General features: G+C 64.1%; 9 protein-coding genes and 1 tRNA gene. 6 read left to right on the top strand and 4 right to left on the bottom strand.

From position 1 onward, the window contains the following. Positions 1-85: 85 nt before the first annotated feature. The 3 genes from gltB to pyk all read left to right on the top strand — a co-directional run bounded on the left by gltB (position 86) and on the right by pyk (position 7,731). Complete coding sequence (gene gltB, locus RW112_RS12115) at positions 86-4,702, top strand: glutamate synthase large subunit (protein WP_305940615.1); 4,617 nt, start codon at positions 86-88, stop codon at positions 4,700-4,702. Beyond that, the gene (locus RW112_RS12110) at positions 4,695-6,152 is read left to right on the top strand and encodes a glutamate synthase subunit beta (protein WP_317781974.1); all 1,458 of its coding nucleotides are present in this window, start codon (positions 4,695-4,697) and stop codon (positions 6,150-6,152) included. The genes gltB and RW112_RS12110 overlap by 8 nt, the downstream gene beginning before the upstream one ends. A gap of 88 nt (positions 6,153-6,240) precedes the next feature. Next, positions 6,241-7,731 carry a pyruvate kinase gene (gene pyk, locus RW112_RS12105; protein ID WP_317781972.1) on the top strand — a complete coding sequence of 497 codons (1,491 nt, stop codon included), beginning with the start codon at positions 6,241-6,243 and terminating at the stop codon, positions 7,729-7,731. A gap of 184 nt (positions 7,732-7,915) precedes the next feature. Here the strand turns inward: pyk and RW112_RS12100 are convergent, their stop codons facing one another. Continuing rightward, complete coding sequence (locus RW112_RS12100) at positions 7,916-8,521, bottom strand: ANTAR domain-containing response regulator (RefSeq protein ID WP_011691554.1); 606 nt, start codon at positions 8,519-8,521, stop codon at positions 7,916-7,918. A gap of 207 nt (positions 8,522-8,728) precedes the next feature. Here RW112_RS12100 and RW112_RS12095 point away from each other — a divergent pair. The 3 genes from RW112_RS12095 to RW112_RS12085 all read left to right on the top strand — a co-directional run bounded on the left by RW112_RS12095 (position 8,729) and on the right by RW112_RS12085 (position 10,289). Then, positions 8,729-8,810: transfer RNA gene (locus tag RW112_RS12095), tRNA-Leu, on the top strand. Between the two features lie 591 nt (positions 8,811-9,401). Further along, the gene (gene arr / locus RW112_RS12090) at positions 9,402-9,812 is read left to right on the top strand and encodes an NAD(+)--rifampin ADP-ribosyltransferase (protein WP_317781971.1); all 411 of its coding nucleotides are present in this window, start codon (positions 9,402-9,404) and stop codon (positions 9,810-9,812) included. Between the two features lie 93 nt (positions 9,813-9,905). Continuing rightward, entirely contained in the window at positions 9,906-10,289 is a 384-nt protein-coding gene (locus tag RW112_RS12085) for a hypothetical protein (protein WP_317781970.1), read from the top strand. Between the two features lie 896 nt (positions 10,290-11,185). On the opposite strand, the gene RW112_RS12080 is transcribed toward RW112_RS12085, so the two are convergent. From RW112_RS12080 to RW112_RS12070, 3 genes are all read right to left on the bottom strand, one after another. Further along, entirely contained in the window at positions 11,186-11,662 is a 477-nt protein-coding gene (locus tag RW112_RS12080; RefSeq protein ID WP_317781969.1) for a hypothetical protein, read from the bottom strand. 906 nt (positions 11,663-12,568) lie between these two features. Next, on the bottom strand, positions 12,569-12,901 hold the full coding sequence (locus RW112_RS12075; RefSeq protein WP_317781968.1) for a hypothetical protein: 333 nt from the start codon (positions 12,899-12,901) through the stop codon (positions 12,569-12,571). A 236-nt stretch (positions 12,902-13,137) separates the two neighbouring features. Beyond that, the gene (locus RW112_RS12070) at positions 13,138-13,329 is read right to left on the bottom strand and encodes a hypothetical protein (RefSeq protein WP_317781967.1); all 192 of its coding nucleotides are present in this window, start codon (positions 13,327-13,329) and stop codon (positions 13,138-13,140) included. Positions 13,330-13,426 lie beyond the last annotated feature (97 nt).

Raw genomic sequence — 13,426 nt, 5'->3', positions numbered from 1 at the left:
CTTTGTTGTGCCCATCACACAGGCACCGCGAGTGGGGCCAACGTTGTCCCTTCCATACGCTCGATCAGGAGGAAGGACGTCTCCCATGACCCAAACTCTTCACAGCCCCAGTTGGTCCGAACCGAACCAGCCTGCACCTGCCATGTCGCCGTTCAAGCGGTTCGCGGCGCTGCCGGAGGCCGGTGGGCTCTACAACCCGGAGCAGGAGAAGGACGCCTGCGGCCTCGCCATCATCGCCACGCTCCGCGGGGAGCCCGGCTATGACATCGTCGACGCCGCCCTGACGGCACTGCGCAACCTCGAGCACCGCGGTGCCGTAGGTGCCGATGAGGGAACGGGCGACGGCGCCGGGCTGCTGATGCAGATCCCGGACGAGTTCTTCCGCGCCGTCACCGAGTTTGAGCTTCCGGCACCCGGACAGTACGTCGCCGGTACGGCATTCCTGCCCGCCGAGCAGCGTGAAGCCGATGCCGCCAAGGCAGGCATCGAAAGCCTCGCCGCCGATGAGGGACTCACGGTCCTGGGCTGGCGCGAAGTTCCGATCGTCGCCGACCTCGTCGGTGCCATGGCCCGGGCCTGCATGCCGTACTTCTCCCAGCCGTTCTTTGCCTCCAGCACCGGGGAAGTGCTGGAGCGCAACGAACTCGACTCCCGTGCCTGGCGCATCCGCAAGCGTGCCCAGAACAAGTTCGGCGTGTACTTCCCGTCGCTGTCCTCGCGGACCATTGTCTATAAGGGCATGCTCACCACCGCCCAGCTGGAGCCGTTCTACCCGGACCTCTCGGACAAGCGCTTCAAGACCAAGCTCGCGATCGTGCACTCGCGCTTCTCCACCAACACGTTCCCGTCCTGGCCGCTGGCCCAGCCGTTCCGCACCATTGCCCACAACGGTGAAATCAACACCGTCAAGGGCAACCGGAACTGGATGCGTGCGCGCCAGTCGCAGCTGGCCAACCCGCTGCTGGGGGATTCCCCCGAGGAGCTGTACCCCATCTGCACCCCGGGTGCCTCCGACTCGGCATCGTTCGATGAAGTGGCCGAGCTGCTCTGGCTCTCCGGGCGCCCCATCACGCACTCGATCATGATGATGATCCCGGAGGCCTGGGAAAACCACGCCACGATGGATCCTGCCCGCAAGGCGTTCTACGAATACCACTCCCTGCTGATGGAGCCGTGGGACGGCCCCGCCGCCGTTTCATTCACCGACGGCAGCCTGGTGGGCGCAACGCTTGACCGCAACGGCCTGCGCCCCGGACGCTACTGGATCACCGAAGACGGCCTGGTGGTGTTCGCTTCCGAGGTGGGCGTCATCGACGTCGAACCTTCCAAGGTGGTCAAGAAGGGGCGTGTCTCCCCGGGCAAGATGTTCCTGGTGGACACTGAGGCCGGCCGCATCATCGACGATGAAGAGGTCAAGGCCGAAGTCGCTGCCGCCAACCCGTGGGCGGAGTGGGTCAAGGACAACCTGATCGACCTCAACGAGCTGCCGGAACGCGAGCACGTGGTGCACACCGCCGCGTCCGTGAACATCCGCCAGCGGACCTTCGGCTACACCACCGAGGAACTGAAGATCCTTCTGGGCCCGATGGCCCGCACCGGTGCCGAGCCCCTCGGCGCCATGGGTTCGGATACTCCCGTGGCTGTGCTGTCCAAGCGCCCCCGGCTCCTGTTTGACTACTTCGTGCAGTCCTTCGCCCAGGTCACCAACCCGCCGCTGGACGCCATCCGCGAAGAGCTGGTCACGTCGCTGACGTGTGCCATCGGCCCGAACGGCAACCTGCTGGATACCAAGCAGGTCCGGCAGCCGCAGGTTTCCCTGCCGTTCCCGGTGATCAACAACGACCAGCTCGCCAAGATCGCGAACATCGAAAGCCCCGACGGCGACAGGGTCGCCATGAAGGTCCGCGGCCTGTACCGTCCCGAAGGCGGCGAAAACGCGCTGCGCGCCCGCCTGACGGAGATCTGCGAGCAGGTCTCCGGTGCCATCAACCGCGGCGTGCAGTACGTTGTGCTCTCGGACCGCGACTCGAACGCCCAGTGGGCGCCCATCCCGTCGCTGCTGCTCGTGAGCGCCGTGCACCACCACCTGCTGCGCAGCGCCAACCGGACCAAGACCGCCCTGGTGGTCGAAGCCGGCGACGTCCGCGAGACGCACCACGTGGCAGTCCTGATCGGCTACGGCGCGTCCGCCGTCAACCCGTACCTGGCCATGGAATCCGTGGAACAGCTCATCAGCAGCGGAGACGTTGTCGGGGTGACGCCGCAGGACGGCGTCTACAACCTGATCAAGGGCCTCGGCAAGGGCGTCCTGAAGATCATGTCCAAGATGGGCATCTCCACGGTGGCCTCCTACACCGGTGCCCAGACGTTCGAAGCGCTTGGCCTCGGCCAGGAGCTGGTGGACGAATTCTTCGCCGGCACGCACTCCCAGCTCGGCGGCGTCGGGCTCGACGTCATCGCCGCTGAGGTTTCGGCCCGGCACCAGATGGCGTACCCGGAGGGCGGCATCGAGCAGCCGCACCGCCCGCTGCTCGGCGGCGGCGAGTACCAGTGGCGCCGCGACGGCGAACCGCACCTGTTCAACCCGGAGACGGTTTTCCGGCTGCAGCACGCCACGCGTGAACGCCGCTACGACATCTTCAAGTCCTACACCCGGGGCGTGGACGACCAGTCCGAGAACCTCATGACCCTCCGCGGCCTGCTGAAGTTCAAGACCGACGCCCGTCCCGCCGTGCCGCTTGAGGAAGTGGAGCCCGTCTCCAGCATCGTCAAGCGCTTCTCCACCGGTGCCATGAGTTACGGGTCCATTTCCAAGGAAGCCCACGAGACCCTCGCGATCGCCATGAACCGGCTGGGCGGCAAGTCCAACACCGGTGAAGGCGGCGAGGACGTGGACCGCCTGCTGGATCCGGAGCGCCGCTCGGCCGTCAAGCAGATTGCCTCCGGCCGCTTCGGCGTGACCAGCCTGTACCTGACCAACGCAGACGACATCCAGATCAAGATGGCGCAGGGTGCCAAGCCCGGCGAAGGCGGCCAGCTGATGGCGCAGAAGGTGTACCCCTGGGTTGCCCGGACGCGCCACTCGACCCCCGGCGTCGGACTCATTTCCCCGCCCCCGCACCACGACATCTACTCGATCGAAGACCTCGCCCAGCTGATCTACGACGCCAAGCGCGCCAATCCTTCGGCCCGGGTGCACGTCAAGCTCGTTTCCGAGGTGGGAATCGGCACAGTTGCCGCCGGTGTCACCAAGGCGAAGGCCGACGTCGTACTGGTTTCCGGGCACGACGGCGGTACCGGCGCCTCGCCGTTGAACTCGCTCAAGCACGCCGGTGTTCCGTGGGAGCTGGGGCTCGCAGAGACCCAGCAGACCCTGATGCTCAACGGCCTGCGCGACCGCGTGGTGGTGCAGGTGGACGGCCAGCTCAAGACCGGCCGCGACGTCGTGATCGCAGCGCTGCTCGGCGGCGAGGAATTCGGCTTCGCCACGGCACCGCTGGTGGTGGAAGGCTGCATCATGATGCGCGTCTGCCACCTGGACACCTGCCCGGTGGGCGTTGCCACGCAGAACCCCGAACTGCGGGCCCGCTTCAGCGGCAAGCCGGAGTTCGTGGTCAACTTCTTCGAGTTCCTTGCGGAAGAAGTCCGAGAGATCCTGTCGGAGCTCGGCTTCCGCAGCATCGAAGAGGCAATCGGCCACGCCGAAATGCTGGACACCCGTGAGGCGATCAACCACTGGAAGGCCGAAGGGCTGGACCTGGACCCGATCCTGCACGGACTCGAGTTCGACGACGACGCCCCGCTGCGCAACCTGACCGGCCAGAACCACGAGCTGGACAAGCACTTCGACCAGCGGCTCATCACCATGGCAGCCGAGGCGCTGACCGACCGCAGCCCGGTGAAGATCGCCGTGGACGTCATCAACACGGACCGTTCCGTTGGCACCATGCTGGGCCACACCGTGACCAAGACGTTCGGTACCGATGTGCTGGCGACGGACACGATCGACATCACGCTGACCGGTACCGCGGGCCAGTCGCTGGGCGCCTTCCTGCCCGCCGGCATCACGCTGCGGATGTTCGGCGACTCGAACGACTACGTGGGCAAGGGCCTCTCCGGCGGCCGCATCATCGTCCGCCCGGACCGCACCAACGTGTTCCAGGCCGAGAGCAACGTGATTGCCGGCAACGTGATCGGCTACGGTGCCACCAGCGGCGAGATGTTCCTGCGCGGCCAGGTGGGCGAACGCTTCCTGGTCCGGAACTCCGGCGCCACGGCGGTTGTCGAAGGCATCGGCGACCACGGCTGTGAGTACATGACCGGCGGCCAGACGCTGATCATCGGCCGCACCGGCCGTAACTTCGGTGCGGGCATGTCCGGCGGAACGGCCTACGTGCTGGACCTGCGGACCACCCGCGTCAACAAGCAGGCGCTGGAATCCGGCGAACTGCAGCTGCGCGAACTGGATGCCGAAGACCGCGACATTGTGCACGGCCTCCTGGTCAAGCACGTCGAGGAAACCGAGTCGCTGCACGCGCAGCGGCTGCTCGAAAACTTCGACGACACCGCAGCCCGCATTACCAAAGTCCTGCCGCGCGACTACGCGGCCGTATTGCAGACCCGTCTTGACGCGATCGAAGAGGGCCTGGACCCCGATGGCGAAGAAGTATGGTCTCGAATCCTGGAGGTGACCGGTGGCTGATCCACGCGGATTTCTGAAAGTACGTCAGCGTGAAACCCAGCCGCGCCGTCCCGTTCCCGTCCGCATCATGGACTGGAAGGAAGTGTACGAGGCCCAGGAAAAGGGTGTCCTGAAGAGCCAGGCCGGCCGCTGCATGGATTGCGGTGTGCCGTTCTGCCACCAGGGCTGCCCGCTGGGGAACCTGATTCCCGAGTGGAACGACCTCGTGTGGCGGGACAAGGGCGAGGAAGCGATTGAGCGGCTGCATGCCACCAACAACTTCCCCGAATGGACCGGCCGGCTGTGCCCGGCTCCCTGCGAGGCTTCTTGCGTGCTGGGGATCAACCAGCCCGCCGTGACCATCAAGCAGGTTGAGGTCTCCATCATTGACCAGGCGTTCGACAACGGCTGGGTCAACCCGCTGCCGCCGACCCGCCTGACGGGCAAGACCGTGGCAGTGGTGGGCTCCGGCCCCGCCGGCCTGGCCGTGGCCCAGCAGCTGACCCGTGTGGGTCACACCGTTGCCGTGTACGAGCGCGACGACAAGATCGGCGGGCTCCTGCGCTACGGCATTCCCGACTTCAAGATGGAGAAGGAACAGGTTGACCGACGCCTTGAGCAGATGAAGGCCGAAGGCACCCGCTTCCGGACCGGCGTTGCCGTGGGCACCGACGTGACCTGGGAGCAGCTCCGCCGCCGGTACGATGCCGTGGTGGTTGCCACCGGCGCCACCGTGCCGCGGAACCTGCCGATCCCTGGCCGCGAGCTCGAAGGCGTGCACTACGCCATGGACTACCTCGTTCCAGCCAACCGCGTGGTGGCGGGGGAGCAGGTGGAGAACCAGATCCACGCCAAGGGTAAGCACGTGGTGATCCTGGGCGGCGGCGACACGGGTGCTGACTGCCTCGGCACCGCACACCGCCACGGGGCCGCCTCGGTGACCACCCTGGCGATCGGCAAGCAGCCGTCCGTGGAGCGCACGCCGAACCAGCCCTGGCCCACGTTCCCCACGCTCTTCGAGGTGGCGAGTGCACACGAAGAGGGCGGTGAGCGTACGTACCTCGCCTCCACGGTGGAATTCGTTGGCGAAAACGGCAAGCTCACCGGCGTGAAGGTTGCCGAGACCGAGTTCGTGGACGGCAAGCGCCTCCCGAAGGCAGGCACCGAGCGGATCATTCCCGCGGACCTGGTGTTCCTGTCCCTGGGCTTCACCGGCGCGGAGCCTGCCGGGATTACCGAGCAGGTCCACGCTGAATTCGACGGCCGCGGCAACGTGGCCCGCGACGGCTACTACATGACCAACACCGAGGGTGTGTTCGTTGCCGGTGACGCCGGCCGCGGGCAGTCGCTCATCGTGTGGGCCATCGCCGAGGGCCGCGCCTGCGCTGCAGCCGTTGACAAATTCCTGATGGGGACGACGATCCTGCCTGCCCCGGTTGCCCCAACCGACCGGGCCATCGCCGTTCTCTAGTCATACGCTCGGTAGTCACAAACGGGGGACCACGGAAGTTCACCTGCGGTATAACTCCAATCCAGAAACAGACCAATAGGGTAGGTATATGAGACGCGCAAAAATCGTGGCAACGTTCGGACCGGCTATTTCCAGCTTCGAGAACACCCTCGCAGTTGTTGAAGCCGGCGTGGATGTTGCCCGCATGAACATGAGCCACGGCGACTACTCCGTGCACGACGTGACATACGAGAACGTCCGCAAGGCGTCGAAGCAGCTCGGCAAGCCCGTCGCCATCATGGCGGACCTCCAGGGCCCCAAGATCCGTCTTGGCCGCTTTGTGGACGGCCCGCACGAGCTGGCCGTCGGCGACATCTTCACCATCACCACCGAAGACGTTCCGGGCACCAAGGACATCTGCTCCACCACGCTCAAGAGCCTTACCGATGACGTCAACGTCGGCGACGCGCTGCTGATCGACGACGGCAAGGTGGCCCTGCGGGCCCTCGAGGTCGACGACGTGAAGGTGGTCGCCCAGGTGACCGTCGGCGGCATGGTCTCGAACAACAAGGGCATCAACCTGCCCGGTGTTGCCGTCAACGTCCCCGCGCTGAGCGAAAAGGACGAGGACGATCTGCGCTGGGCCATGCGCCGCGGCGTGGACATGGTTGCCCTGTCCTTCGTCCGTGATGCCACGGACATCAAGCGCGTCCACGAGATCATGGACGAAGAGGGACGCCGCGTGCCGGTGATCGCCAAGATCGAGAAGCCGCAGGCCGTTGAGCAGCTGCACGAGATCATCGACGCCTTCGACGCCATCATGGTGGCCCGTGGCGACCTCGGCGTGGAACTGCCCCTCGAAGAGGTGCCGATCGTCCAGAAGCGCGCCATCGAACTGGCCCGCCGCTGGGCCAAGCCGGTCATCGTCGCCACCCAGGTGCTCGAATCCATGATCGACAACCCGCGCCCCACCCGTGCGGAGGCTTCGGACTGCGCCAACGCAGTGCTCGACGGCGCCGATGCAGTCATGCTGTCCGGCGAGACCAGCGTGGGCAAGTACCCGATCGAGACCGTCAAGGTCATGGCCCGGATCATCGAATCCACCGAGGTCCACGGCCTGGAGCGCGTACCCCCGCTGGGCACCAAGCCCAAGACCCGTGGCGGCGCGATCACCCGTGCCGCCGTCGAGATCGCCGACCAGCTGGACGCCAAGTACATCTGTGCGTTCACCCAGTCCGGTGACTCGGCACGCCGCCTGTCCCGCCTGCGCCCGGTCAAGCCGGTCTTTGCTTTCACCCCGGTGGAGCACGTCTGGAACCAGCTTGCACTGACCTGGGGCATCCAGCCGGTCCTGGTTCCCATGGTGGACCACACCGACGAAATGACGGCCCAGGTAGACCGCAGCCTGCTGGAACTGGACCTGGTGGAAGACGGCGACCTCGTGGTCATCGCCGCCGGTTCCCCTCCCGGAAAGGCCGGTTCGACCAACTCGCTGAAGGTGCACAAGGTGGGCGACCTCGCTGACTCCACCCGCATCGGCGAAGTGGCCAGCAACAAGGAAAAGCTCGGCCCCTGGCCGGAAAAGAAGAAGAAGGCCTAGTACGTCCCCTGCGTGCGGCGCGAGCCGCACGCAGGGCAAAAGGGAGGATCCCCGCCATTTGGCGGGGATCCTCCCTTTTTGTCTTTGTTGACCCAGCGGTCTTGGCCGCCGGCGCCGGGGTGGCAGGCGCCGGGCAGACGCTTGCCTTGCTGCCGGCGGGTCGCGGTCTGCCGGAGCCGTGCAGTTAGTTGACCTGGTTGATGATGGTTTCGGCAACCTCGCGCATGCTGAGGCGGCGGTCCATGGAGGTCTTCTGGATCCAGCGGAAAGCCTCGGGCTCGGTGAGGCCCATCTTGGTGGTCAGCAGGCTCTTGGCGCGCTCTACCAGCTTGCGGGTGGCGAACTGCTCCTGGAGGTCAGACACCTCGTTCTCGAGGGCCTTGATTTCCTCGTGGCGGGACAGTGCGATTTCCAGGGCCGGAATCAGGTCCGCGGGCGTGAACGGCTTGACCACGTAGGCCATGGCGCCGGCGTCGCGGGCGCGCTCCACGAGCTCCTTCTGGCTGAAGGCGGTGAGGAGCACCACGGGGGCGATACGGGCCTTGACGATCTTTTCGGCGGCGGAGATGCCATCCATGACCGGCATCTTGACGTCCATCAGGACGAGGTCCGGCTTGAGTTCCTCGGCCAGCTGGACGGCCTTTTCGCCGTTGTCCGCTTCGCCGATGACGTCATAGCCTTCGCCGCGGAGGATTTCGATGATGTCCAGGCGGATAAGGGTCTCGTCCTCGGCGACAATCACGCGGCGGGCCGGCTGGGTGTTGGGGTTTGACTCCGTCTGTTCTGACACGGGAACTCCTTGAAAGGTACGGCGGGAACTAGTCCATCTTAGTTGTGCCCGCTGTTGTACTTGGAACTGCTTGGGTTCGTTGCGGCTTCACTGGCGCGATTCTGGAATTCAGCCTATCTGCATGTAGAGTAATTTCGCGCACTGGAAGCGATCGCGTTGCTCACAACGGGGCTGTGAGCCTAAGATTGTTACTCCCGTGTAATCCGCGCCCGAGTGGCGGAATTGGCAGACGCGCCGCACTCAAAATGCGGTATCGAAAGGTGTGTGGGTTCGAGTCCCACCTCGGGCACGACGTTTTCCCTCGTCAGAGGCGATTTTGCTTTGACGTGTTGACAAAGCTTGTGGTCGCGTCGCTCTGACGGCTGGTTCGCGGGCTGTGGCCTGGCCGCCGCGGTGGCCTATTCAGGTGTGTGGGATAACGGGTTCAAGACCCTGGCTGGTGGGCCTTCCGCCTGCTGCGGCTGGGGCTATGCGGTTTCCTCGTTCCGGTTCTGTCGGGTTGGCCCTGGTTGGCCTACACCTATTCATGGTTCCGAGCGGCGGGTACGACATGACGTAGCCGCTTTAGCTGGACGTCCCTCTTGGAAAGCTGCTTCTGGACGTTTGTTCGGCAGTAGGTACCGTGTTTGTCCGGCCAAAGAGGGTGTTGACACTGTCAACACTTAAGTCATACGTATTCGTCTGCAGGTGGCGACCCGTCTTTAGGCCTGGCACATGCCGTCAATGGCAGCTTTACGGCCTGGATCGGCGGTTCCTGGGACGTTCCGGGTACACCGGCACAGCATCTGTGCCGGTGAACGACGCATCGAGAATGTGAAGGTGTGTGGGATCCGGGCTTTTCTTCCGGTGTGACCGTGACGCCGCCGTTTAGGCTGTATCTGTGAATCACCCAGTGGATGAAGGGCCGTTCTTTCACGGCACGAAAGCCGACCTCCGGGACGGGGACCTGCTGAGCGCCGGCTTCAGGTCGAACTACCGTCCAGAAGTCGTGATGAACCATATCTATTTCACCGCTCTTCCGAACGGTGCGGGGCTCGCTGCGGAACTCGCAGCAGGTGACGGCGCGCCCAGGGTTTACGCCGTCGAGCCGACGGGTGTCTTCGAGAATGACCCGAACGTGACCGACAAGAAATTCCCCGGCAATCCCACCCGGTCATATCGCAGCAGTGCCCCGCTCAGGGTCGTCGGCGAAGTCACCGATTGGACGCGTCTGGCTCCCGAAGAACTGCGGGCGTGGAAAGAACGCCTGGGCGCGCTCCTTGCCGATGAGCGGGGCGAAATCATCAACTGAGGGGACAATCGATCTCAGAATGTTCGACAGGTAGTTCGGGGAGAGATGTCACGTTCGGTGAAGCTCGTCGCCGTCTTGGCTCTGGTGCTGGTCATGAGCTCTTGCGGCAGGGCGTCTATCGAGGAGATGGGGCGCAACGCCATCCGCGAAGAAGCCGCCCAGGGCAAGGACTGGTTTGTCCGGTTCACGTCGGCCACTGACACGGCGGACAGGGGATTGGTTGCCTCCAGGCTTGGCGACATCAGCGGCAACCGTGAGCCCTACGCCTTCGGTTGGGACGCCGAGGGGAATTTCCACACCGATCACTATTACCGCGAGCACCTGACGACCAGCGGCGGCTTCTGGGGTGAGCATCGTACTGTCAGTGCCTGTGTCCGGTTCGAGGGGCACGTGGGCTCGGTGATTGCGACCACTATCGACTGCCCTGACGAGCCTCGGTTCTCCGACTACACCGACGAATGGGTAGTGGTGACCTGAACCTTCACACGCCCCCGCTCACCGCTCCAGTACCTCCACGACATCAAGTACCGTGCGGAGCAGCGTCCCTGCGAGCCCGCAGACGCCTATCCACAGGCCGGGGACTTGAACGCGGTTCGCCTCTTCGGATTGCATTCGGGTTCGGGGAAAGTCGCTTTCTCAAGGGCGTGGGTCCGGATCCGGGCCGGGCGCAGCGGCGGCGCCCCAGTCAAGTTCGTCCTGTGAATGGCTTTCAAGCGGGCATTGACGGCGTTCGCTGTTCGGCGTTTTAGTACCGAGGTCGGTAGGCGTTTCTGTCAGATGTGGGCTTCGTTCTGATAGACGGAGTCACCGCTGGGTTTGAGGGTCTGGAGTGCAACTTGGGGGACCGGGAGCGGTTCAAGGTTTCGTGAGGAAATAAGCGACGGGGGAGCGCCGAACGGAACTTTGGATCGCGAGCGGCGCGGAGCGCCCTGGTTGCGTGGAGGGCCCGCCCAGCGATGATGGGGGATCAGAATGACAGACTGCGTAGTTGCCTCTGGCTTCATGAAGGTGGGGTGCTTGGCGAAGCGCCACACCGTGCTGGCCGCCGGGGGACGTGGCTGAAGAGTTGCGCACAAAGGTAGGTATCTCGTGGCTACACGATGGAGTTCAAACAGCGCGGCTGAGGCTGTTGGCTTGGCAACGCGCTGGCGCGCCTGGGCGGCGCTCGGGGCTCCGCGCCGGGCCCTGCCGAAAGACTGATCACATAATCGCGCGGAGACCCGCCTGGAAGGCCATCGTTCCCACAGGGGATCGGGCACAAAGCCCTGAATATGAGCGCCTCCTATAGCACCCGATTGACGGAGCGGAGCGGGTCAACGGCGTCCAGCATCAATCTTTCGTCCCCAAGCTATTCAGCTAGGTCACCGCGATTCCTACGAAACGTCGGGTGGAGCTGGCGCTGGGCGCATGGCCTCGACGTCGAGATCCAGTGCGATCTTCTCGTCCTCGGTTAGCGGGCGCACGGCCTGCTCGAACAGGTCCACGCCGGCGGCCCAGCTGTCCCACCGACCGTCGCTCTGGACGGTGCCGGTGGTCGAGTCCAGAGACCGGACCGCCGCGGCGATCAGGATGGCGGTGACCACGACGTCGTAGGGGCGGTTCTCCGTGGTGCAGAACGTCCACATTCCCGGGTAGGGCGGCGCTTTGGTGCCGCGCAGATGGAATGTCTCGTAGGATTCGCCGGCAGCCTCAAAGCCGTTCAGGCGGATTCCGTCTTCTTTGTTCAGGATTGGCTGTCCCTGGCCGGCCGGACCGCAGATGGTCACCGCGGAGGCATCAATGATTTTCCTGGCATCGCTGACGATGTCCGTGGAAGCCGCAAGGCGTGGAAAGTAATGGGTGTAGCCCATGGGCGTCTCCTTGGCAGTTCTTCCGTTAACTTATCGCGACCCCCGCAAATCACGTCGCCTTCGGCCGGCCAGCCTTCGTCCTGGCTTTCTATTGGGATGAATCAGGAACGCCGTCCTCGACTGCCTTGCCGACACGCGCCGTGATACAGGACAAACCGTCGGGTGTGTCTGGGCGCGAGCTTTTTGGGTCAGTACCAGACCCTGCCCCTAAGAGCCATAGGCTTGCTGGCGGGCGAGGGCGACCGGACATGGACGGCGCATCACGTGCCGGCTCCCGGGCACACTGGGTTTGCTCACAAGCTGAGCGTTTTGATGCACGGAGGTTTCGAGACACCGAAGTGGACTCGGAAACGACACTGACCGCCCTCAGACGGAACCCTGAGCGGGCGGAAATTGGGCCGTTCCAGACACGGGAGCAAAAGTGGTGAGGGATGGACAGTACATGGGGAAAGCTACCTTTATCGGGCACTTGTGGCGGCCTGGTGGGCAAGGAACGATGTCTAGGCGAAGGGTCATGCTTGCGCGTAGTCTGAGGCATATTCTCAGGCGGGAGTGATGACCATGAAGCCGGATCCAACCAAAGGAATCGCTGGGCGGAGCACGAAACCGGGTCAAGAATCGGGGTCCGGTCCGCTGGGACCGGAATCCCAAAACCTATCGCCCTGGATGCTGGCACTGGTTGTTATCGGACCGTCCGTGTTCTTCTTCATTCAGAACGTATGGGGATTCTGGCTAGGGATTGCCGTGAGCACATTCGTCATCGTGGTGGGTGGCCTGTTCATCCTGTTGCGGCGCCAGAGCAGTGGAAAAGGACCTCAGAGCTCGGCCTAAACGCGAACCTTCACCGGGCTAAGCTTTGGCCATGTGGCCATGTGGCCGCGTAGCCCGACAGCCGATGGATACGGGCTATTTGGGCGCGTCGATTACTTTGGGCGTTCCCGTGCCCGGGTTACCCGGGACGGCGTTGCCGGTTGGCTCGTAGCTGGATGTTCCCATCACGAGATTCCAGTGCCCGGTGCCCCAAGAGATCTCGTATTTGATCCCTGCTGTCGCACCCGGCTGCAGAGCCTCAACTTGTGCGAATTCAGGGAAGTCCCTGCTGAATTTAAGCTCGACGGTCGCAGGGTCCCAGCCTCGGGCGGACTCGACTAGGCGCTCCGCCTCAGGGCGGACATTGACGAATACCTCTGGCACGAGCTTCTCCACCTGCTCAACGGAACCCGTCGCGGCAGCTGCCACGACGCTTCTTGCGAAGTCCTCACGGGTAGCTGCATCCGGCTGGGACGGATCGGGAGTACATGACACTACTGACGGTGCGGAGAGCACGACCAGTATGGCCAGGCACATCAGACGCTTCCGAACATTCCCCAATCCGGTCCCGTGTTCACGTATAACGCTGACCATACCTCACCCCCTAACGGGAACCGGCCGCTTGGCAACCTTCGGCGCGACGATTGAGGAACACCGGACGCGTATCACTTCAGCTTCCTAATTCGGTCCACCATTGTCATGGCGAAGCCAACTGCAAATACTGTCGTTGTCGCCGTGCTGGCAAACGGAGCCCAGCCCATCGCCTTACCTATGAGCGCCCCGGTGAGGGAAATAGCAACAAACCCGACGACTGAAATGGCGATAAGCCACACGCGCCGCTTTCTCAGATCGGCCATGCAGCGATAGTAGCAACGCAACTCAAAGCGTGGTCCTGCTCGAAGGACGCTCTCCGCAGGCCGAGGTACCCTTCCGGGCACCGGTGAGGACCCAGCA

The sequence above is a fragment of the Arthrobacter sp. B10-11 genome, assembly GCF_033142195.1.
GTDB classification, from domain to species: domain Bacteria; phylum Actinomycetota; class Actinomycetes; order Actinomycetales; family Micrococcaceae; genus Arthrobacter; species Arthrobacter oryzae_C.
The sequence above is the reverse complement of the archived record's forward strand: the minus strand, read 5'-3'. Positions and strand labels throughout refer to the sequence as shown.

Excerpts from the sequence above, each read along its gene's own strand:
- gltB (WP_305940615.1), top strand. The coding sequence starts at position 86 with ATGACCCAAACTCTTCACAGCCCCAGTTGGTCCGAACCGAACCAGCCT.
- pyk (WP_317781972.1), top strand. The coding sequence starts at position 6,241 with ATGAGACGCGCAAAAATCGTGGCAACGTTCGGACCGGCTATTTCCAGC.
- RW112_RS12085 (WP_317781970.1), top strand. The coding sequence starts at position 9,906 with ATGAGCTCTTGCGGCAGGGCGTCTATCGAGGAGATGGGGCGCAACGCC.
- RW112_RS12080 (WP_317781969.1), bottom strand. The coding sequence starts at position 11,662 with ATGGGCTACACCCATTACTTTCCACGCCTTGCGGCTTCCACGGACATC.
- RW112_RS12070 (WP_317781967.1), bottom strand. The coding sequence starts at position 13,329 with ATGGCCGATCTGAGAAAGCGGCGCGTGTGGCTTATCGCCATTTCAGTC.